This is a genomic window from Acinetobacter sp. 24-47-66 (assembly GCF_056779755.1).
On record NZ_JBWYIL010000002.1, the window covers coordinates 168,265 to 189,264 of the forward strand.

Sequence of the window (21,000 nt, forward strand, 5' to 3'; positions counted from 1 at the left end):
GCCCGCCATCAGGCGGGTTTTTTTAAATCAGTCAATCTTAAAGACGAACCAATTCCACAATCTTCTCAGCCAATTCTTCAGCAGCTTCTACTTCAAAACTTGCATCCGTACCTGTTGCAGTATCAGTAATGACCACCACTCCAGTTTCACGTAATAATGCAACTTGCTCAGCAGTTAAACCAGCTTTAGCAATCGCGACAACACCTTGTTGGATCAATAAGCTTTCTAATACTTGTGCATTCACAATTGCAGCATTTGATACAGTTACCGCAGCAGGTTTTTGACCCAAACGCGCCGCACGTGCTTCTGATGTTACAGGCTCATTATGTGCAGTCCATTCAACTGCCTCTTCAACCATACCTGCACCAACAGTTACGTTGCTTAGGCGGTCAATAAAGATAAATGAACCTGTGTAACGGCTGTCTTGGTAACGGTCAAATACGACTGGTGCATCAAATTCAATCGTTACATTCGCAATCGCATTCAGCTCTAAGTTTTCAACTTGAACTTTTTCAAGCGTATTTACGTTTGTACGGAAGTTAATTGCTGTTACCTTAGCAGGAACAGTTTGCGTACCAATCTTCACGTTATATAACTTACCAATCGCAAGCGGTTGATCTGCCATCCATACAGCAGTCGCTTGGACAGAACGAGAAATTGAAGGTACTTCTTGATCCGCACGTACAAGTACGTTACCACGAGAAATATCAATCTCGTCGTTTAACGTTAATGTCACTGCTTGACCAGCAACTGCACGTTCTAAGTTACCATCAAAAGTAACGATTTCTTTAACTGTAGATGATTTACCTGATGGCAACGCAGTAATCGTATCTCCAACGTTGATATCACCTAATGCGATCGTACCGCAGAAACCACGGAAATCGAGGTTAGGACGGTTCACATACTGTACAGGGAAACGGAAGTCAGCTTTAGCTGAAGTACGATTAATCTCTACAGATTCAAGCGTACCCATCAAAGTTTCGCCTGTGTACCAAGGTGTATTTGGTGATTTGTTTACAACGTTATCACCATTTAACGCAGAAATCGGCGTAAAGATGATGTTAGATGGTTTACGATCGCCAAGTTGTGCAACAAAGCCTGCGTATTCTGTTTGAATCTCATTAAAGCGTGCTTCAGAGAACTCAACCAAGTCCATTTTGTTGATCGCAACAATAATGTTCTTAATACCAAGTAAGCTTGCAATATACGTATGACGACGTGTTTGCGTTTGAACACCGTAACGCGCATCAATTAAAATGATCGCAAGGTCACACGTAGACGCACCTGTAGCCATGTTACGTGTGTATTGTTCATGCCCCGGAGTGTCGGCAATAATGAACTTACGTTTTTCTGTAGAGAAATAACGGTAAGCTACATCAATAGTAATACCTTGTTCACGCTCTGCTTGTAAACCATCTACAAGTAACGCTAAGTCAGGTGCATCACCTGTTGTACCGACTTTTTTAGAATCACGTGTCACTGCTTGCAATTGATCTTCATAAATCAATTTTGAATCGTAAAGTAAACGACCAATTAAAGTTGATTTACCATCATCTACGTTACCGCAAGTCAAAAAGCGTAATAAGTCTTTATTTTCGTGTTGTTTTAAATAACCCAAGATATCTTGGCTAATCAAATCTGATTGATGAGACATGGCTCATAGCTCCACAAATATGTTGAAATCGGTGTATTTGAATCCCCCTCGTTCCCCCTTTGAAAAAGGGGGATGACTCCTCTCTTTTACAAAGAGATGAGCAGCGCTGCTGCGGAAGAGAGATTCTAGAAGTAACCTTCTTGCTTTTTCTTTTCCATCGAGCCCGCTTCATCATGGTCAATCATTCGACCTTGGCGCTCAGAACTCGTTGCAAGCAACATTTCTTGGATAATTTCTGGCAAGGTGTTAGCAGTCGACTCCACCGCACCTGTCAATGGGTAACACCCCAAAGTACGGAAACGAACCGATTTCATTTGTGGAACTTCACCTTCTTTTAAAGGCATACGCTCATCATCCACCATAATTAATGTACCACTACGCTCAACAACAGGTCGTTCTGCCGCCAAGTACAATGGAACAAGTGGAATACTTTCTAAGTAAATATATTGCCAAATATCAAGCTCAGTCCAGTTCGACAATGGGAACACACGGATACTTTCGCCTTTATTCACTTTACCATTGTAAAGATTCCAAAGTTCTGGACGTTGGTTTTTAGGATCCCAACGATGTTTATCATCACGGAATGAATACACACGTTCTTTGGCACGTGATTTTTCTTCATCACGGCGAGCACCACCAAATGCAGCATCGAACTTGTATTTATCTAATGCCTGTTTTAAACCCTGAGTTTTCATGATATCAGTATATTTCGAACTACCATGATCAAATGGGTTAATCCCAGCATCCTTACCTTCTTTATTTTGGTGGACGATAAGATCGAAACCGTGTTGCTTAGCCATATTGTCGCGGAAAGCAATCATGTCCTTAAATTTCCAACCTGTATCTACATGTAACAGTGGAAAAGGGAGTTTTGCAGGATAGAATGCTTTAAGCGCTAAATGCAGCATAACTGCCGAGTCCTTACCAATCGAATAAAGCATGACTGGATTTTCGAATTCTGCAGCAACTTCGCGAATGATATGAATACTCTCAGCTTCAAGCTGTTTAAGATGAGTAAGTCTTTCCTCATTTAATGACATGGACAACACCAGCTAGAATATGTGTACTTATGACACTTTTGAAAATTTATATTCATTATAGTGATTTAGACAACAGAGCTTTATCTCGTTTTTTTATATTAATATACTCAAATAGAATATAAGCAAAGAGACAATCTAATTATGATAACAATTACAGGCCTTTCAAATATAAAATACCAAGAATGGTTACCCCTTTGGTCAGCTTACCTTGAATTCTACAAGACCGAATTGAATCCTCAACAAGCGGCTCTGACTTTCAAACGATTATCTGATGCGTCGCAAACCGATATGTTTGGCTATGCCATTATAAAAAATCAAAACGTCGTCGGAATTGTACATCTCATTTCTCACGCAAGCACTTGGACTAAACTCCCTTATTGTTATCTCCAAGATTTGTTTATTGATGCAAATTATAGAAATCAGGGCTTAGCCAGGAAATTAATAGAATTTAGCTATGACGAATGTAAAAATAATTATGATAGAGTGTATTGGTTAACCCATAAAAGCAATGATAATGCTAGACTTTTGTATAATCGTGTTGCAACCGAAACGGGATTCATTCAATATAAAAAATCTCTAAATTAGTTATTTTTATCTCCCATGCTTAGCCTTGAATCTCTTAAACAACATTTAGAGCGAGCTCAAATTGCTGGTCATATTTATCAGCATCATCAAATTCTAGTGTTACAAGAACCGTTTACTGAAAATGGTTCTGCTTTAAATATTTTTGTTCAGCACGAGTTAACTGCTGATCAAATTGGCTTACAGTTTGCTGTTGAACATACTGATCAAAAACTAAAGTTCTTGATTGGCGTTACACATAGCAATCAAGATCATAGAAGTGAAATTAGTATTGGTCATTTAAAAGGCAATCAAAAAGCTTTTAATTTGTGCTATGCCTTTTACAATTATCCAAAACATTTTTTTGTAGTTGAAACAGATTTATATGCGAACGCTGAGCAATTTAAAGACTGCTTAGAAAAGCAATTATTCAGTCAGCCTGAGCTTAGTTTTTTAGACACAGCCACTAAAGTAAATCCAATGGGACAGAATTACCCATGGATGAAGGATTATATCGCGCAACTTAGCTTAGAAATGAAAGTTCGGATACAAACAAGTCTCATGTAAAAAAAGCCACCTTTTTAGGTGGCTTTTTCAAATGCTAATCTAAGAATATTAACGTCCCAGTTTTTTGACATCTAAAGGTATTTCAATACCAACAGAAGCACCTGCATCATTACCATGACGATCTGAATCTGCAATCCAACCATTAATCTTTAATGGCAAATTCGGCTTCACAAAATGCGTCCAAGTTAAATCTAATGCTTGGATATCATCTTCCTCAGAAAATGCAGCATTGGTATCTCGATTTGATTGATTTACTTTTGCAAATAATACGCGACCTGAAAGTCTATTCATGGCATCAAAACGAATATTTCCACCCAAAGAAATCATCTCACCATCTCCTCCAATCGCATGTGCAAGAGGATAGCCATGTTGATAATATCCATCTGTATAAACACTGTGATTATAAGATATTCCTTGGGCCTTCCCATTTGTAGTGGTGTCTACCCACTCAGCATAAACCTGATAAGGCATTTTTTTTAAAGATGAAGAATAATCCACCCCAGCCTGATACATTTTCTTAGCAGGTAAGCCACCTGCTTCATCTTCCCCCACGTATTGAGCATAGACGCCGATTGGCTGGTTCAATAAATAGCTTAGATTCAAACGCGCATCAAATCCAGCAATCTGGTTAGATGGATTAACAGTATCCCCGTAAACATTATCTTTACCAATCCAAGCATCCCAGAGAGTTCCTAAATCCTCAGGGCGACCTTCACCACCCCATTGAATAATGCGTGATGCACCGAACTCTAAATAAGGTAGTGGTTGTGCGGTCAAACGTAAACCAATAATTTTCGCATCAGGAACTGCTTTATAATCATCTAACTGGCCGCCAAAAGCTTGGTATTGCCAAGGCCCGATCCATGAGAGCCATTTATGATCAAAAGCAGCCTGTTCAGCACGCTGTAGAGTGAAACCATATACTGGTCGACTTGCATCTCCACGTATCAAACTACCATCGTGTGCAGGCCCCCAGTAGGTTGGAATCTGACCAGCAATGAGCCATTGATTCCAAAGTTTACCCGCAAGATATGAGCCTTCTAGGTTAACGTCTTGCCCATTGTCTATCTGAGGGTCTTTTTCACCTCTAACTTTGAGCTTCGCATCCCAATTTTGCCCCCCAAGATTTAACTCTGCACCAAGCGCATATTGTGCTTTTTGATGATCGGCAAAAGATTGTGGGATTTTCTTTTGATCACTCTCCGCGAAAGCATCAACTTTTAATGTTTCATTTTGCTGCTTAATCGCTCTTTCGACTTCCTGAATAACCTTTTGTTGTTCGATGGAGTTAATTTTAGCGTTGGTGAGGGCACGTTGGACCTCATCACCACTTAGCGGCCATGTCGAGGTGCTTATTTGAATCACACCTTGTTGATTCAGCCAATTTAAATCATCTCTCAGGTTTTCATCGTTGAGGAGAATACCATTGGCAAACACCAGTGGACTAGAAAATAGTAAGCTCGATGATAGGATTTTTATAAGTCTATTCGGGTTCATCACAAATCAATTTAGGATTATATCTTATTGATTATTTGAATTTTTAATTTATAAATCCATTAACTTTACATTAAGTATTTAATTAGATACATTTAATAACATTGTATAAATATTTTGATAAACATACAGCTGGTTAAACAGATTAGCCTTAATGATAATTTTCTATATTTTTTTATCACCTTAATTAAATATTTTGTGATTAAAACCTCAAAATACACTCACACTAAAAAACATTTAAATTTAATTTTATGTTAAGAAAAATTAAAAAAGCCCTTCAAAGAAGGGCTTTTTTAATTTCACTATTACGCATTTTTGTGACGCATATGTGGGAATAAGATCACATCGCGAATACTTGGCGCATTGGCAAATAGCATTACCAGACGATCAATACCAATCCCTTCACCTGCTGTAGGAGGTAATCCATATTCAAGCGCCTCAACGAAGTCGGCATCATAGTGCATTGCTTCATCATCACCCGCATCTTTTTCAGCTACCTGTGCTTGGAAACGCTCAGCCTGGTCAATTGGGTCATTTAACTCTGAGAAGCCATTTGCAAGCTCACGACCACCAATGAAGAATTCAAAACGGTCAGTAATGTGCGGGTTGTCATCGTTACGACGTGCCAATGGAGAGGTTTCCGCAGGATATTCAGTAATGAAGGTCGGTTGACGAAGTTTCGTTTCAACAGTTTCCTCAAATACAATCGTTTGAAGCTTACCTAGACCAAAACCTGGCTTCACTTGCTCTTTAAGTTCATTCTTAACAAACTCAGCTAAGAACTCGCGATCATTTACATTTTCAGGTGTAAATTGTGGGTTATGTTCAAGAATTGCATCAAACATTGAGATTTTCTTGAATGGACCTTTGAAGCTATACACTTCTTCGCCATAAGGTACATCTGTCGAACCTAAGATATCAATTGCTAGTTTTTCTAGCATTTGCTCTGTCAGTTCCATCAAGTCTTTGTAGTCTGCATAAGCTTGGTAGAATTCGATCATGGTGAATTCTGGGTTGTGACGTGTAGACACACCTTCATTACGGAAGTTACGGTTAATCTCAAACACACGTTCAAAACCACCTACAACCAAACGCTTTAAGTAAAGTTCTGGTGCAATACGTAAGAATAATGGCATGTCTAAGGCATTGTGATGCGTTTCAAATGGACGCGCAGAAGCACCACCTGGAATCACATGCATCATTGGTGTTTCAACTTCCATATAACGTTTTTCAGTCAAGAAGTTACGAATACCAGCAACTACTTTTGCTCGAATTTCAAAAGTCTTACGCGTTTCTTCGTTCACGATCAAATCAAGATAACGTTTACGATATTTTACTTCTGTATCTGTTAAACCGTGGAACTTGTCTGGAAGAGGACGGAGTGATTTAGTGAGGAGTTCAAAATGTTCAATATGCACATAAAGATCACCTTTGCCTGAACGTCCAATGTAACCTTCAACGGCAATAATATCACCTAGGTCTAAACCTTTAATGGTGTCAAGTGTTTCAGCAGAAAGTTCTTTACGCGCCACATAAAGCTGAATACGGCCGGTCATGTCTTGGATCACCATGAACGAACCGCGGTTCAACATCACCCGACCCGCAACTTTGACATAAACTTTTTCACTGCCTTCAATTTCTTCTTTTGATTTATCAGCAAACTGATCCTGAAGGTCTTGTGCATAATGTTCACGCTTAAACGTGTTTGGCCAAGGGCTCGTACCCTGCTCTTGAGCCTTATCTTGAATCTGTTTTAACTTGGCATGACGCTGTGCGATTAAATCGTTTTCGGAAATGGTTTGTTCAGAAGTCGATTGAGCGTTTTGTTGCGTCATCTCTGCCTCGTAATTTTATTTAAAAAAGAAGTTGCATAGCATAGCAGAATTCAAAGTACTTGAGCATTAGAAAAAATAATCAGCCATTTGAAAAACGCTTAATTTCATCCACTAAAGTCTAGGTCTGAACATTTCTTAGACCAAAAGCTAAGTTGTACTTTGAATACAGCACTCTACAATCATCCTATAAATTGTGGAAAAGTATACTTTCAACAATCATAAAAAATAGAACGGATTTAATGATGACTTATGAACACTCAAGAGCCTAAAGTATTGTTTATGCATGGATTAGATTCTTCAAGAGAATCTACCAAGTTTCAGGCAATTCTTTCTAAAAATAAATATTGCATTAATGTTGATTATCGAAATTTAAAATACGCTGCTGTTGAACGTTTTTATATCGATATGATCGAGAAAATTAAACCAGACATTTTAGTAGGACATAGTCTAGGTGGTTACTGGGCATTAAAGATGTCAAATCGATTTCAACTTCCTGCTGTGATTGCAAATCCGAGCCTAATGCCATCTTTTGATCCTGATTATCCAGCGATTACAATTGAGGAGCTTCAATCCAAAACCTCATCTCAAATCGCTTATATCGAACTTGGTGATGAACTGATTGATATGCATAGTACCTCTGACTTATTAGAGCCATACATGTACGTTGAAAGTATTATTGGTGGTCGTCATCAACTAGAAAACCCTGATCGCCTGAATTACCTGATCGGATTAGTCAGTCACTCAAATCATCAATCACATTAAAAAAGCCTTGTGAATCACAAGGCTTTTCGACTTAAATTTGAGGTTTTGATTTATCGTCCAAAACAGACCAAATATTCATTCCTAAATCCGCGTGTAAATCTGGTAAATCAAGGAAAATACTCGCCCCTAAAACAGTGTGCTGACATTTATCCATCAATTGCTTAACTGCTTTTAATGTACCACCTGTGGCCAATACATCATCAACAATAATCACTTTTTGAGCCTGTACATCCGCAGACATTTCTAAACGGTCCATGCCATACTCAAGGCTATAACCCACACCAATCACTGGTGGTGGTAATTTTCCAGCTTTACGAACCAACAACAAACCCTTGCCAGTACGTTGCGCCAACAAACTCGCCAAAACAAACCCACGTGCTTCAACAGCAACGAAACTCTCTACTTCTGCCAATTGTTCCGCAGGAATACTTTCGATTAAGGCATCAGTTAAAGGTGCAATGCTCTGCATGAACAAAGGAGTTAAATCAAAGAAACAAATTCCTGGTTTGGGAAAATCTTGGACCGTACGAATGTGTGACCACAATGATGTAGACAAAGAATTAGACATAGGAGATAAAAATTAGACAAAAGAATGCGTAAATTTTAACGAATTATTGACAAAAAATATAGCAAACATGAGCTAAGAAAAAATACCAACCAATATAACTTATTGATTTTTAATAAACCATTTTTTAATTAAATGACAAGTATAAAACACAAACAGTATAAATTTTATATGAATAGCTGGTAAATCAATACGCGACAAAAGTCTGACAATTTTTTTTAAATCATAATACATATAATTTTGTCAAATATTTCAAAGATTTAATGCTCAGTCCTATCATGCATTAGCATAATTAGCATGCGTTTTGTCCTAATCTGCCATTCAGCTTCGCTTTTAGTCAGCTAAACTCCGTTATTTACTTTACTTTCCACCTCGAACTGCGTAAAAATTTGCTTGAATATGAACGATAAAAATTCATATCACTTGAGTCTAGGTGTGAGAAAGATTTTGGCTGACACCAATAAATGGAATTGTCAGTATTTTTGGAGAATCAAATGAAAAAATATCAATGCATCGTTTGTGGATGGATTTATGACGAAGCAGAAGGCTGGCCACAAGATGGCATTGCTGCAGGCACTAAATGGGAAGATATTCCAGATGATTGGACTTGCCCAGATTGCGGCGTATCAAAAGCAGATTTTGAAATGATTGAAATCTAATTCAGATTTCCTTTAAAGACCATTTTGATATGGTCTTTTTTCTTATTACTAAAAAAATTATCAGTATTGGAGAGTACTATGCAACCGATCATCATTGTTGGCTCTGGCATGGCAGGTTACACATTAGCGCGAGAGTTTCGCAAACTGAATGCTGAACAAGCACTTGTTATGATTTGCTCAGATGATGCGGTGAACTATGCAAAACCAACTTTATCTAATGCACTTGTCGGTAAAAAAGCGCCAGAGCAAATTGCCTTAGGTGACGCTGAGAAAATGTCTGCGCAATTGAATATGCAAATTATTCACCATGCGACTGTAACTTCAATTTCTGCAGATCATCATCAATTGACCTACACAAAAAATGGACAAGTTGAAAACCTTATATACAGCAAATTAATATTAGCTGTAGGTGCTAACCCTATTCGATTAGCCATTTCAGGTGATGGCGCTGATGATATTCATGTAGTTAACTCACTGATTGATTATCGTGAATTTCGCTCTAAGCTCGACCTTAAACAAGACAAGCGTGTTGTCATTTTAGGTGCAGGCCTCATTGGGTGTGAGTTTGCCAACGATTTACAGAACACTGGTCATCAAGCGACTGTGATTGATCTTGCCCCACAACCTTTGGGTCGCCTTCTACCAGAACACGTTGCACATGATTTCCAGCAAAATCTTGAAGAAACAGGTATTCAGTTTGCATTAAGCACCACTGTAGATCGTGTAAGTAAAAATTCAGACGAAAGCTATATCGTAACGCTTGCAAATGGACAGAGCTTTACAGCTGACGTTGTTCTTTCCGCTGTTGGCCTGCAACCCAATACATCAGTTGCACAAGAAGCAGGAATCCATACCAGCCGTGGAATTGTGACTAACACTTTAATGGAAACCAATAAGACCGATATTTATGCATTAGGTGATTGTGCAGAAGTAAATGGTTTACTGCTTCCGTATGTCATGCCAATTATGCAACAAGCACGTGCTTTAGCTAAAACATTGTCTGGTGAGAATACACAAGTTCATTATCCAGCGATGCCAGTCGCAGTGAAAACCCCTGCTGCACCACTGACTGTATTACCTGTACCTCAAGGTGTAGAGGCAACTTGGGAAACTGAAGAACTCGATGACGGAATGATTGCTAAAGCACTTGACCAAGAATCAACGCTTCGTGGATTTGTGCTACTTGGACCAACAGCAGCGAAGCAACGTTTAACATTGACCAAACTGGTTCCAGATTTAATTCCAGCTGCCGTTTAATTATTCGAAGATTTAGGGTATTTTCAAATGAAAGTACCCTTTTAGTTTGGACACAATAACAATGAATAACGCACTAGAATATCAAGTTTCACCTTATGCTCCATTCATGCAAGAAAGTAAAGTGAGTCTAGGCAATGGGATCGACCTTCATATTGAAGTTGGGGGCAAGGCTGAACATCCTACGATTATTCTCATCATGGGACTGGGTGCGCAGATGCTTTTTTGGCCAGATTTTTTTTGCAAATCTTTAATAGACCAAGGTTTCAGAGTCATTCGTTTCGATAACCGAGATATTGGCCTCTCAACAAAAATTAAGCACAAGGGACCTCGCCTCAATACATTTAAACTTATGGGTAGATTTGCTTTTGGTCTAGGAAATCAAGGCTCTCCTTACAATTTATATGATATGGCTGAAGATGTAGCATTACTCATTGAGCGATTAGGTCTTGAAAAAGCGCATATTATTGGTGCATCAATGGGGGGAATGATCGCTCAGATATTGGCAGCAAAATATCCAGAAAAAGTAGATAAACTAGGATTATTATTTACCAGTAATAATCAGCCATTTCTTCCGCCACCATTTCCAAAACAATTATTTAGTCTTATTGGTCGCCCTGCATCGAATGATGAAGATGGCATTGTGAATCATAGTATTAAAGTCATTCAGACGATTGGTTCACCTGGTTACGTCAATCAATTGGAAGTTATTCAAAACGCGCGTAAATTATATAAGCGTAGTTATCATCCAGCGGGTGTACTTCAACAGTTTTTAGCAATATTATGTACAGGCTCATTAGTTTCTATCGATAAGCAAATTCAAAAGCCAACACTGGTTGTACATGGCTCAAAGGATCGTCTACTCCCTTTTAGCCACGGCAAGGCAGTATCAAAAGCAATATCAGGTGCAAAGTTTGAATTAATCGAAGGAATGGGGCATGATATTCCTGCGCATTTCATCCCACAACTGAGTGGTTTGTTTGCAAAACATTTTAAATGATAAACACTAGGACACTATGGCTGCATTACCATCCCTAAGACAGCTGTCATATCTCGTGACTCTGTCTGAGACGTTGCATTTTACAGAAGCAGCACGTCGCTCATTCGTTACTCAGTCTACGCTTTCTGGCGGGATTATGGAGCTCGAGCGTTTATTGGGTGGCGTTCTCGTTGAACGTGATCGCCAAAATGTACGTTTAACCCCTCTCGGTGAGCAAGTGGTTGCACGAGCACGTGTCCTTCTTGCTGATGCTCAAGATCTCATGCGACTGAGCCGTGAGATGAGCGAACCACTTACTGGTGATCTTCATTTAGGAATTATTCCAACGATTGCACCATTTATTTTGTCGCAATTGTTAGAAGAAGTTCATAAAGAGCTGCCTAAAATTCAACTACATCTTCATGAAGCACAGAGTGAGCATTTGGTTGAAAAGCTAGAACATGGCAATTTAGACATGATCATGTTAGCGCTCCCATTCGACACACGTGGCTTAAAAGTCGCTGAAGTTGCGAAAGAGAGTTTGTACTTAGTTGCAAATAAAGCTGACCACAAAACGTCGCAAGCTAAATCTCTAGAAGATCTTGATTTGACACACCTCATGTTACTTGAAGAAGGTCATTGCTTAAGAGACCATACTTTAAGTGTATGCCCTATCGGTGAACGCAAAAATGATCATCGTCTTAAAGCGAGCTCATTACCAACCTTGGTTGAAATGGTGAGTTCTAATCTGGGCTTTACATTACTACCTCAGATTGCGGTAAATACACATATGCTGAAAAATAATGATCAATTGGTGATCCGACCAATTGAGAATGCCCCTTCACGCATTCTGTCATTAGTGACACGTAAAAGTACGCCATTGCAAAGCGAATTTGATGTCCTTTTACAAATTCTACAGCGCATTACTGCTGATATTTGCTAATAAGTCATCTCAAAAAAGGAGCCATTTGGCTCCTTTTTTTATAAAAATCATTTAAGATTTAAAGAGTTCAAGCAATTTATGTTGCGCATTATGAGGAGTCTCACCTTCATCGCATTGCGCACGTGACCAAGTTCCATCACCATTTAACAACCAAGCTTGTTGATTATCTTTCATATAATTCAATAAACCATGTTGATAAATGTGCTTTCTCAAAGTTGGATCCTCAACAGGGAAACAAACTTCAACACGATTAAATAAATTACGATCCATCCAGTCTGCGCTTGAACAATACAGTCGTGGTTGCCCTGCATTTCCAAAATAATACACACGTGTGTGCTCTAAGAATCGTCCAACAATAGAGCGCACACGGATATTCTCAGAAAGACCTGGTAAACCCGGTCTTAAGCAACAAATTGAACGTATGATTAAATCAATCTGCACACCAGCTTGTGATGCTTCATAAAGTTTATTAATCAGTTGCACTTCAGTCAGCGCATTCACTTTCACAATAATCTGAGCTGGCTTACCCGCTTTGGCGTGAGCAATCTCTTCATCAATATAACTAATTAACTGTGTATGCAACGTAAATGGCGCATGAAGTAATTTCTTCAATTTTGCCATTTTGCCCATTCCAGTCAACTCTTGGAATATACGATGCACATCTTCACAAAGCTCTTTGTCCGTTGTCATCAATCCGTAATCGGTATAGATCCGGGCATTGGTTGCATGATAATTCCCTGTACCTAAGTGCACATAACGAACCAATTTATTATTTTCACGGCGCACAACGAGAATCATTTTTGCATGTGTTTTATAGCCTACGATGCCATAAACCACCACAGCACCAGCCTCTTGCAAAACATTTGCTACCGCAATATTTGACTCTTCATCGAATCGCGCTCGAAGCTCAATGACAGCTGTGACTTCTTTACCATTGCGTGCAGCTTCAGCCAAAACTTGAACAATCTCAGAATCAGGCCCACTTCGATATAATGTTTGCTTAATCGCTAAAACTTGTGGATCTCGTGCTGCCTCACGTAATAAATTAATAACTGGGGCAAATGATTCGAATGGATGATGTAAAAGGATGTCTTGTTTCTTCATTGCAGAAAAAACATTTTCAGACTTCTTTAATACTTTAGGAATGACCGGCGTATGGGAGTCATATCTCAAATGCGGACGTTTAAAATTAGACACTAAACGTGCCAAGTTCACAGGTCCATCGACTTTATATAATTGTTCTTCATGTAAGTCGAATTCGTTGAGAAGATAATCATAAATATGTTTTGGACAATTTTCTGTCACTTCTAAACGGACAGCACGTCCGAATCGACGAGAGTTTAACTCCCCTTTTAATGCTTTTGCCAAATCTTCGACATCTTCATTAAGGGCTAAATCCGCATTTCGCGTCACACGGAATTGATAACATCCTGTCGCAGTCATTCCTGGGAATAAATCAGAGACATGCTCATGAATAATCGCTGACAGCATCACGTGGTGTTCTTTACCATCGGTTAACTCGTCAGGTAAACGAACCACACGTGGTAAAGAACGTGGCGCAGGGACAACGGCTAAATCAATCTGTCGTCCAAAAGCATCTTTACCTTCTAGCGTGACGATAAAGTTGAGTGATTTGTTGACTAAACGCGGGAATGGATGTGCTGGATCTAAACTAATTGGAGTAAGTACTGGCGCAACTTGTTCCTGAAAATATTTTTTAATCCATTGGGATTGAGCAGGTGTCAACTCTCCACGACGTAAGAAGCAGATATCTTCTTCACGTAATTTTGGAAAAATTTCATCATTCAAAATACGATATTGACGCTCTATTGCAGCATGCGCAGTCTGAGAAATTTTCTCAAGAACTTGCTTTGGTGTTAACCCATCTGGACTACGGCTTTCATTACCGAGCTCCAATTGCTCCATGACACCCGCAACACGAATTTCAAAGAATTCGTCCATATTTCTTGAAAAAATCAATAAGAAATTCATTCGCTCAAGCAATGGATGCAATGGATCAACCGCTTGTTCTAAAACACGAAGATGAAAATCTAAAATCGAAAGTTCACGATTGATATATCGTTCATTATAAGTATATTCAGTTGGAGTATTTGTCATCGCGGTATTCATACCACAAAACCTGCATGCTAAAGATCTGTCTTAAGTATGCTTCAAATTTATGACATTTTCATAAAAAATGCACATGATCACTGTGCATTTTTGATCTCACGAAAGTTTTTTAGACAATTACATCTCACGGAATTCTTGAAGCATTCATGTAACGCAAAATAATTCGCTGTTTATTTTTGAGTTTACGATCTTGACGGTGGTGTTGATAATAACGCGGATTCGGCAAGATCGCTGCCAAAAATGCGGCTTGCTCACGTGTTAGACTGCTTGCCGATTTTCCAAAATAATGACGTGCTGCAGCTTCCACACCAAAAATATGATCTCCAAATTCAATGGAGTTCATGTATATCTCAAGAATGCGTTGTTTTGACCACATACGCTCCATCATGACAGTAGCGACAGCCTCTTGTCCTTTACGTAAAAAAGAACGCTTATTAAATAAAAATAGATTTTTGGATAATTGTTGGGAAATGGTAGATCCACCCGCAACCACTTGTTCTTTTTCTTTATTTCTTTCCAAAGCATGTTTTATGCCGTCAAAATCAAAACCATGATGTTGCATAAATTTAGCATCTTCAGCTGCAATAATCGCACGTTTCAGATGATCACTGATATTCTCATAATCACGCCATTGATGCTGAATAGGCTTCGAACTGTCGGTCCAATATGTCCAACGCATGAGCATCGTTGTATCAACAGCATTGGTTCTCCACCATGCAAGACTTGAAAAAATCCATAGTTGAATTACAAGGATGATACTGACAATGACCAATAAAGTTCGAACAATAAATGCTTTCATGTCAGTGTGTTGCTCCTTTTGTTAGCTTAGTGCATGCTTGACCTTAATCCATATCATTATCACAGAATACAATGACATGACTGAAATGCAACCACCCCAATTTCAAAGCCAATCACGTCTACCCTTAAGTCAGATTACGTTTTTACTCATTACACTGAATGTTGGACTTTTTATCTGGCAAATCTTTAGCGGAGTGGATGTATCAAACCCAGCAACAATAGATGCTTTACGCTGGGGTGCTGATTATGCACCGCTGACTTATTTAGAGGAACCCCTTCGGATCTTCAGCAGTACATTTTTTCATTTTGGTCTTATTCATTTAATGCTCAATATGTGGGCATTGTATATCTTTGGCAATGTCGCTGAGAAAACATTTGGGCATGTTTATTTTCTAGGTTTGTATCTATTAGCAGGCATTATGGGAAGCTTGGTCAGTGGACTGATTGATATTCGGAATAGTTACGAGCTATTGGAGCATGTCAACCATGATTTATTTCCACGTGTATCCGCAGGTGCATCAGGTGCCGTTATGGGTTTAGGTGGTGCTTTAACGCTCTTATCTCTTTTTCCCCCTTTACCACAACAACAATTTCTCTTTGATCGTAAATCGCTGCTGATCATCTTGGCATTAAATATTGGTATGGGATTCATGATCCCTGGAATAAATAATGCAGCGCATATTGGTGGAATGTTGATGGGTGCAGTCATGGCTTTATGTTGGTACATCGGTCAACGATTTAGACTAGGCTTCACCACCACCATCGTGGTACTTCCTCTAGGCATCTTCTTATGTTGGCTCATGTATCAATATAACTTAGGCTTAGTGAGCGGAATACAACCCATTTGGGCTAAAATGTTGCAGCAAATGAAAATGCAATTGGCATATTAATTCCAATTGCATTTTTTAGACCTCATAAATTTTATGATTGATTGAGTTCGCGCAAGCTTTTTAATGGAGGAATCTCAGTTAAGTAGCTTAAACGATAACGACCAATCAGCGCACATAAGATCATCATGCTCATAGGTAGAATCACCCAGATTTCCCAATGCGGTTGTATTGCGAGATCCATTTTATAACTGGCGATCGCACTGATGACCTCAGCAAAAAAACACGATACTAAGCCAGCCATAAAGCCGATAAATCCAATTTCTAAACTCAGCATATTTTTCAAATTGGATTTTGAGCTGCCAAATGATCTTAAAATCGCGACTTCTCGCTTTCGCTCATCCATCAATAAATTAATGCAAGCAATCAACACCAAAAAACCTGAAACACTGACGAGAAGCGCAAGAATGGTAATAATCTGAACCAGAACAGATACTAAGTTTTTAATTTCCTCTAAAATTAAGGAAACATCGATAAATACAGTATTTGAGAACTGCTGAATCAGATTGACCAACTTGGATTTTTCATCTTGAGGTACAAAAAAACTTCCTAAATAACTTCCAGCATTTTCATCCATCGTATTCGGTGCAAAAATGAAGAAAAAATTTGGACTGAAGCTTTCCCACTCGACTGTTCTTAAATTTACAACATTGGCTTGAAGTTCGCCTTCTGGCAAGCTAAAACTGAGTTGATCACCCACTTTTATTCCTAACTCTTCAGCAAGATTTGCCTCAACAGAAACATCTCCCACCTGCTGCAATTGCGGCTGTCCACTGACAATGACATTATCTTCTGGATAGCCTTGAACTTGAGTCAAATTCAACTCTCGTCTGAGTGAGTTATTTTGCGCTCTTAATGATTCCGAAAATGGCTGACCATTATGTTTAATTAGGCGTCCGCGGATATTCGGATACAAGGGTGTACTTGGCCAACCTTCTTTTTCGATCTGAGCTTTAAATTGCTCAACTTCAAATGGAGGAAGACCATAAATAAATTGATTTGGCGTACCTTCAGGTAACTGTTGCTGCCAACGCTCTAATAGATCCGTCCTTAATACTACAAGAACTGTAATCAGGCTCAGACCTAATGCAAGTGCAGTAATTTGAAGTGCTGTTTGATTAGGTACACGTACATAGGCTGACCAACTATTTTTCAAAGATTTGATCATCTTTAATAGCAACCAAACTATGCTGAACATACTTGCACACAATGCGAGGATCGTACCGATAACGAGCAATGAGAGCTGTATATTTTGAGTGAGCAAAATACAAAATAAAATAAGACTTACAGCTCCCGCTCCCAATAAGGTCAAGAGAGAACGCGTAGATTTAACATCCTCACGGATAACACGAATTGGAGGCGTATTTAAGAGCTGCATCAAACTTGGGACAATAAATCCAAACATCACAATGACACTGGTGAATATTGCAATCGGCAAAGGACCCAAAACCAAATCAAACAAGCTAAATTGGATGTCTAAATGCGGAATTAGTTGCAACATAAACTGCAATAAAATATAGCCTAGACCAATCCCCAATCCAGTACCGATGAACATCGAAATTGCGACGACAATCATAAGCAATGCAATATAGTTCTTAAGAATTTGGAACTTTGCAGCCCCCATACATCTCATTAAAGCAACATGATCTTGATTTTGTTGAACGTACCGTTGACTGGTCAATGCAATTGCAATACCGCACAGTAAAATTGTAAGAATGTTTGCAAGCTGTAAAAAAGTATCTAGATTTTCAATTGGACGCATCAACCGGGTATTCGCCTCATCCGCAGTTCTCAAGCGAATTGAGCTTTGGGTTTCCATTGCTTGCTGATCATCTGCATTTGGTTCAATCATTTTTTTAGGATAGAGCTGATCAAAATAAGCCGTAAACTCATTAAGTCTATTCGGCTCACCAGACATAAGCAGACGATATTCGATACGACTTCCAGGCTGAATCGCATTGGTTGCCGCAACATCAGATTGTGAAATGATCACTGTAGGTGAAAAGGCTGAAAATCCGAGTTCTTGGTTAGAATCCTTTTCAGTGACTCCTGTGACTGTAAAACTCGCATCTGCGATTTGAACCCTCTCCCCTATTTTGACATTTAATAAATCTAAAGCACGTTGACTCAGCCATACCTCTTCTGACCGAATAGCAGTTTGATCAGGTTGAATAATGAGTTCACCACGTAGCGGAAAATTGGACTCAATCGCTTTGACATTCACCATGACAAATTGTTCATCAGTATGTGCCATTGAACCAAAAACCGTCACTTGGGACTGTTGTAGATTGAGTTGGTTCGCCTTCTGTTTAAATTTTTCATTGAGCGGATATTGATCACTCAACACTAGATCTGCAGCTTGAAGCTTAGCAGCCTGCAATGAAACAGCTTGTTGAATCTGATCATTACTGAACTTTAAAGCGGTTGTCGCACTAATCGCGAGACTCAATGCAAAAATGAGCAAATAAATCCCTGTGCTAGCAAAACTTTGCTTCAACAAAGGTTTGAATAGCGCACTCATACACGCTCTCCAGAAGCTGAAGCGCCTTGCACTTTTTCTAATTGACCATCGATCAATTCATAATGCGTCTCACATTTTTGTGCTAGCTTTTGATCATGGGTGACTAAAACCAATGTAGTGCCCAGCTCCCGATTCAAATCAAATAAAAGCTGTTCAATCTCCTGGGCTGTCGTCCCATCTAAATTTCCCGTTGGTTCATCCGCAAATACAATTTTGGGCTCAGCAATTAAAGCGCGTGCAATTGCTACGCGTTGTTGTTCTCCCCCAGACAGTACTTTAGGTGTTTGAGTACTTTGACGATCTAAACCCACTTTGTTCAACCAATAAAGGGCTTGTTGTTCTGCTTTGGCATAATCAAAATTCTTTTGAATTCTCAGCGGTAACATGACATTTTCAAGCGCAGATAAAGAAGGTAAAAGCTGAAAGGATTGAAATACAAAACCAATATTTTCAAGTCTAATTTGAGCGCGTTGCTCTTCGCTTAATTGCTCAACTGCTATACCATTAATCGACAATGTTCCTGAACTTGGCTGATCTAATGTCGCCAGAATTCCCAAGAGTGTAGATTTTCCAGAACCCGATCTGCCTGTGATTGCGACTTGCTCGCCAGGATAAATTTGTAGATTTAGATTCTCAAAAATCGTCAACTTTTTTTGTTGGATCTGTATCGTTTGTGTCAATTGCTGTGCAGAAATTAACGCTTGTGGCATGATTGAAGAAGTTGAGTCATTACGAACCATAGAAAGCCTTTATGCAAATCAGTCAAAGTTTAAATATTGTTACGTTGAGAAAAACTGCCTTTTTATTTATCTGCAGTTGTCTGTTTCTTTTACCGATCAATAGCTTTGCAAAAACTATCCTTATTCTTGGTGATAGTTTAAGTGCTGGTTACGGCGTACCCACCGAGAAAGGTTGGGTCAATCTTTTGCAAAAACGTCTTGATCAACAGTATCCGAAACAACATCGAGTGGTCAATGCAAGTGTCAGTGGTGAAACAAGCAGTGGTGCATTAGCACGTTTGCCTAAATTGCTACAAACACACAAACCAGATATTGTCGTAATTGAATTGGGAGGTAATGACGGTTTACGAGGTCAACCTCCAAAAATGATTCAACAAAACCTAACTCGATTAGTTCAATTGAGCCAAAAATCTAATGCCAAAGTACTCATATTTGGCATGAAGATTCCTCCAAACTATGGCTCAGCGTATAGCAAAGCCTTTGAAAATAATTATAAAGTTGTGAGCCAGCAATTTAATGTGAAGTTGCTCCCTTTTTTTCTAGAAGGTGTTGCTGGAAATAATAAACTCATGCAAAAAGATCTGATTCATCCTAATGAACAAGCTCAACCTAAACTCTTAAATAATGCATATCCTTATATTAAAGGCGCTCTATAAAGTTATAGACATATAGATCCATAAATCCCAATCAATAAAAAAGCCAGCTTAAGCTGGCTTTTTTAAAATGCTGATATTAGAAGTCAAAGAATGTCACTTCACCTGTTTCAAGTGAGTATTCTGCACCTACAACTTTTAATTTACCTTGTGCAATCAAGTTTTCCAACACCGCAGAACCATGGCGCAACTGGTTAACTGAAGCAAAAACATTTGAGCGAACCGCGTGTACTGAAAGCTTTTTCAAATCATCTTTTAACTCAGTTTGCATTAAAATTTCGACTGATGGACGTACGCGATTGACAATAGACATCAAATTAACAGATGGCGGTTGTTGAGGATTACGTAATGCTTCAATCGTTGAGTCGATTGCGCCGCAATGTGTATGACCTAATACAATCACTAAAGGACAATTAAAACTTTCGGCTGCAAACTCCACACTTCCAACTTGAGATGGAGCTACGATATTGCCTGCTACACGAATAACAAATAAATCACCTAAGCCCTGATCAAAAACCATTTCAGCTGGAACACGTGAATCAGAACATCCTAATACAATCGCAAATGGCTCTTGAGTTTCAGCCATCTGAGCACGCTCATGATGCGTCAATAATCGTTGATGCTTGGTTTGACCTTCAACAAAACGTTGATTACCAATTTTTAAACGTTCTAAAGCTTCTTGTGCAGTTAGCATCTTGTATCCATGGTTTATCAAGGTTTGAGGTAATTTTAATACTGTGCTTTTTGATTGTCACTGACAAAATTTAAACTCTGTTACAATTTTTGTTAATTGCTAAAAATATCTTCAATTTCTTCAAATCTGATGATTATGATCATTCCTTACTGAAACACTTATGCACCTAACTCAATGCTCAAATTTATGTTTATGAAGCAAAACTTATTTAAATCGAGAACCAATTATCACAAAAATAGGATTTATTTTTTTACTTTTAACTAC

General features: G+C 38.8%; 19 protein-coding genes. 9 read left to right on the forward strand and 10 right to left on the reverse strand.

The genetic code is table 11. From position 1 onward, the window contains the following. Window positions 1-37 precede the first annotated feature (37 nt). On the reverse strand, window positions 38-1,654 hold the full coding sequence (gene cysN, locus AC1M84_RS03110) for a sulfate adenylyltransferase subunit CysN (protein ID WP_481593905.1): 1,617 nt from the start codon (window positions 1,652-1,654) through the stop codon (window positions 38-40). 125 nt (window positions 1,655-1,779) lie between these two features. Further along, window positions 1,780-2,694 carry a sulfate adenylyltransferase subunit CysD gene (gene cysD, locus AC1M84_RS03115; protein ID WP_035266686.1) on the reverse strand — a complete coding sequence of 305 codons (915 nt, stop codon included), beginning with the start codon at window positions 2,692-2,694 and terminating at the stop codon, window positions 1,780-1,782. Between the two features lie 141 nt (window positions 2,695-2,835). Between cysD and AC1M84_RS03120 the strand changes: the two genes are divergently transcribed. Further along, on the forward strand, window positions 2,836-3,279 hold the full coding sequence (locus tag AC1M84_RS03120) for a GNAT family N-acetyltransferase (RefSeq protein WP_481593906.1): 444 nt from the start codon (window positions 2,836-2,838) through the stop codon (window positions 3,277-3,279). Window positions 3,280-3,294: 15 nt separating this feature from the next. Next, window positions 3,295-3,822 (forward strand): hypothetical protein, encoded by a 528-nt coding sequence (locus tag AC1M84_RS03125; RefSeq protein ID WP_481586517.1) that lies wholly within the window; start codon window positions 3,295-3,297, stop codon window positions 3,820-3,822. Window positions 3,823-3,870: 48 nt separating this feature from the next. On the opposite strand, the gene AC1M84_RS03130 is transcribed toward AC1M84_RS03125, so the two are convergent. Both AC1M84_RS03130 and lysS read right to left on the reverse strand, forming a co-directional pair. After that, window positions 3,871-5,319, reverse strand: coding sequence for a capsule assembly Wzi family protein (locus AC1M84_RS03130; protein WP_481594405.1), 1,449 nt, complete (start codon window positions 5,317-5,319; stop codon window positions 3,871-3,873). A gap of 302 nt (window positions 5,320-5,621) precedes the next feature. Continuing rightward, window positions 5,622-7,151: a lysine--tRNA ligase gene (lysS, locus tag AC1M84_RS03135; protein WP_481594406.1), complete on the reverse strand. Its 1,530-nt coding sequence runs from the start codon at window positions 7,149-7,151 to the stop codon at window positions 5,622-5,624. Window positions 7,152-7,400: 249 nt separating this feature from the next. On the opposite strand from lysS, the gene AC1M84_RS03140 reads away from it, so the two are divergent. Next, complete coding sequence (locus AC1M84_RS03140) at window positions 7,401-7,913, forward strand: YqiA/YcfP family alpha/beta fold hydrolase (protein ID WP_179997703.1); 513 nt, start codon at window positions 7,401-7,403, stop codon at window positions 7,911-7,913. Between the two features lie 31 nt (window positions 7,914-7,944). Here AC1M84_RS03140 and AC1M84_RS03145 read toward each other — a convergent pair whose 3' ends face one another. Beyond that, entirely contained in the window at window positions 7,945-8,481 is a 537-nt protein-coding gene (locus AC1M84_RS03145; protein WP_481594407.1) for an adenine phosphoribosyltransferase, read from the reverse strand. Between the two features lie 491 nt (window positions 8,482-8,972). Here AC1M84_RS03145 and rubA point away from each other — a divergent pair, with 491 nt between their 5' ends. From rubA to oxyR, 4 genes are all read left to right on the forward strand, one after another. Further along, on the forward strand, window positions 8,973-9,137 hold the full coding sequence (rubA, locus tag AC1M84_RS03150; protein WP_000760495.1) for a rubredoxin RubA: 165 nt from the start codon (window positions 8,973-8,975) through the stop codon (window positions 9,135-9,137). 78 nt (window positions 9,138-9,215) lie between these two features. Continuing rightward, the gene (locus AC1M84_RS03155) at window positions 9,216-10,394 is read left to right on the forward strand and encodes an NAD(P)/FAD-dependent oxidoreductase (RefSeq protein WP_481594408.1); all 1,179 of its coding nucleotides are present in this window, start codon (window positions 9,216-9,218) and stop codon (window positions 10,392-10,394) included. Between the two features lie 61 nt (window positions 10,395-10,455). Then, window positions 10,456-11,391, forward strand: a complete 936-nt coding sequence (locus AC1M84_RS03160; RefSeq protein ID WP_092766881.1) for an alpha/beta fold hydrolase — start codon at window positions 10,456-10,458, stop codon at window positions 11,389-11,391. A gap of 16 nt (window positions 11,392-11,407) precedes the next feature. Beyond that, window positions 11,408-12,313 carry a LysR family transcriptional regulator OxyR gene (gene oxyR / locus AC1M84_RS03165; protein ID WP_179997701.1) on the forward strand — a complete coding sequence of 302 codons (906 nt, stop codon included), beginning with the start codon at window positions 11,408-11,410 and terminating at the stop codon, window positions 12,311-12,313. 51 nt (window positions 12,314-12,364) lie between these two features. Here the strand turns inward: oxyR and ppk1 are convergent, their stop codons facing one another. Continuing rightward, window positions 12,365-14,443, reverse strand: coding sequence for a polyphosphate kinase 1 (gene ppk1, locus AC1M84_RS03170; protein ID WP_035266707.1), 2,079 nt, complete (start codon window positions 14,441-14,443; stop codon window positions 12,365-12,367). 124 nt (window positions 14,444-14,567) lie between these two features. Next, window positions 14,568-15,242 carry a monofunctional biosynthetic peptidoglycan transglycosylase gene (mtgA, locus tag AC1M84_RS03175; protein WP_481594409.1) on the reverse strand — a complete coding sequence of 225 codons (675 nt, stop codon included), beginning with the start codon at window positions 15,240-15,242 and terminating at the stop codon, window positions 14,568-14,570. 76 nt (window positions 15,243-15,318) lie between these two features. Between mtgA and AC1M84_RS03180 the strand changes: the two genes are divergently transcribed. Next, window positions 15,319-16,131: a rhomboid family intramembrane serine protease gene (locus AC1M84_RS03180; RefSeq protein WP_481594410.1), complete on the forward strand. Its 813-nt coding sequence runs from the start codon at window positions 15,319-15,321 to the stop codon at window positions 16,129-16,131. A 31-nt stretch (window positions 16,132-16,162) separates the two neighbouring features. On the opposite strand, the gene AC1M84_RS03185 is transcribed toward AC1M84_RS03180, so the two are convergent. Together AC1M84_RS03185 and AC1M84_RS03190 are read right to left on the reverse strand one after the other, a co-directional pair. Next, a complete protein-coding gene (locus AC1M84_RS03185) occupies window positions 16,163-18,649 on the reverse strand; it encodes an ABC transporter permease (protein ID WP_481594411.1) in 2,487 nt (828 codons plus the stop codon). Continuing rightward, window positions 18,646-19,359: an ABC transporter ATP-binding protein gene (locus tag AC1M84_RS03190; protein ID WP_373683294.1), complete on the reverse strand. Its 714-nt coding sequence runs from the start codon at window positions 19,357-19,359 to the stop codon at window positions 18,646-18,648. The genes AC1M84_RS03185 and AC1M84_RS03190 overlap by 4 nt, the downstream gene beginning before the upstream one ends. 41 nt (window positions 19,360-19,400) lie before the next feature. Here AC1M84_RS03190 and AC1M84_RS03195 point away from each other — a divergent pair, with 41 nt between their 5' ends. Next, entirely contained in the window at window positions 19,401-20,045 is a 645-nt protein-coding gene (locus AC1M84_RS03195; protein WP_481586523.1) for an arylesterase, read from the forward strand. Between the two features lie 76 nt (window positions 20,046-20,121). On the opposite strand, the gene AC1M84_RS03200 is transcribed toward AC1M84_RS03195, so the two are convergent. Further along, window positions 20,122-20,736, reverse strand: a complete 615-nt coding sequence (locus tag AC1M84_RS03200; RefSeq protein ID WP_035266649.1) for a carbonic anhydrase — start codon at window positions 20,734-20,736, stop codon at window positions 20,122-20,124. Window positions 20,737-21,000 lie beyond the last annotated feature (264 nt).

Excerpts from the sequence above, each read along its gene's own strand:
- cysN (WP_481593905.1), bottom strand. The coding sequence starts at position 1,654 with ATGTCTCATCAATCAGATTTGATTAGCCAAGATATCTTGGGTTATTTA.
- cysD (WP_035266686.1), bottom strand. The coding sequence starts at position 2,694 with ATGTCATTAAATGAGGAAAGACTTACTCATCTTAAACAGCTTGAAGCT.
- AC1M84_RS03120 (WP_481593906.1), top strand. The coding sequence starts at position 2,836 with ATGATAACAATTACAGGCCTTTCAAATATAAAATACCAAGAATGGTTA.
- AC1M84_RS03125 (WP_481586517.1), top strand. The coding sequence starts at position 3,295 with ATGCTTAGCCTTGAATCTCTTAAACAACATTTAGAGCGAGCTCAAATT.
- AC1M84_RS03130 (WP_481594405.1), bottom strand. The coding sequence starts at position 5,319 with ATGAACCCGAATAGACTTATAAAAATCCTATCATCGAGCTTACTATTT.
- lysS (WP_481594406.1), bottom strand. The coding sequence starts at position 7,151 with ATGACGCAACAAAACGCTCAATCGACTTCTGAACAAACCATTTCCGAA.
- AC1M84_RS03140 (WP_179997703.1), top strand. The coding sequence starts at position 7,401 with ATGAACACTCAAGAGCCTAAAGTATTGTTTATGCATGGATTAGATTCT.
- AC1M84_RS03145 (WP_481594407.1), bottom strand. The coding sequence starts at position 8,481 with ATGTCTAATTCTTTGTCTACATCATTGTGGTCACACATTCGTACGGTC.
- rubA (WP_000760495.1), top strand. The coding sequence starts at position 8,973 with ATGAAAAAATATCAATGCATCGTTTGTGGATGGATTTATGACGAAGCA.
- AC1M84_RS03155 (WP_481594408.1), top strand. The coding sequence starts at position 9,216 with ATGCAACCGATCATCATTGTTGGCTCTGGCATGGCAGGTTACACATTA.
- AC1M84_RS03160 (WP_092766881.1), top strand. The coding sequence starts at position 10,456 with ATGAATAACGCACTAGAATATCAAGTTTCACCTTATGCTCCATTCATG.
- oxyR (WP_179997701.1), top strand. The coding sequence starts at position 11,408 with ATGGCTGCATTACCATCCCTAAGACAGCTGTCATATCTCGTGACTCTG.
- ppk1 (WP_035266707.1), bottom strand. The coding sequence starts at position 14,443 with ATGAATACCGCGATGACAAATACTCCAACTGAATATACTTATAATGAA.
- mtgA (WP_481594409.1), bottom strand. The coding sequence starts at position 15,242 with ATGAAAGCATTTATTGTTCGAACTTTATTGGTCATTGTCAGTATCATC.
- AC1M84_RS03180 (WP_481594410.1), top strand. The coding sequence starts at position 15,319 with ATGACTGAAATGCAACCACCCCAATTTCAAAGCCAATCACGTCTACCC.
- AC1M84_RS03185 (WP_481594411.1), bottom strand. The coding sequence starts at position 18,649 with ATGAGTGCGCTATTCAAACCTTTGTTGAAGCAAAGTTTTGCTAGCACA.
- AC1M84_RS03190 (WP_373683294.1), bottom strand. The coding sequence starts at position 19,359 with ATGCCACAAGCGTTAATTTCTGCACAGCAATTGACACAAACGATACAG.
- AC1M84_RS03195 (WP_481586523.1), top strand. The coding sequence starts at position 19,401 with ATGCAAATCAGTCAAAGTTTAAATATTGTTACGTTGAGAAAAACTGCC.
- AC1M84_RS03200 (WP_035266649.1), bottom strand. The coding sequence starts at position 20,736 with ATGCTAACTGCACAAGAAGCTTTAGAACGTTTAAAAATTGGTAATCAA.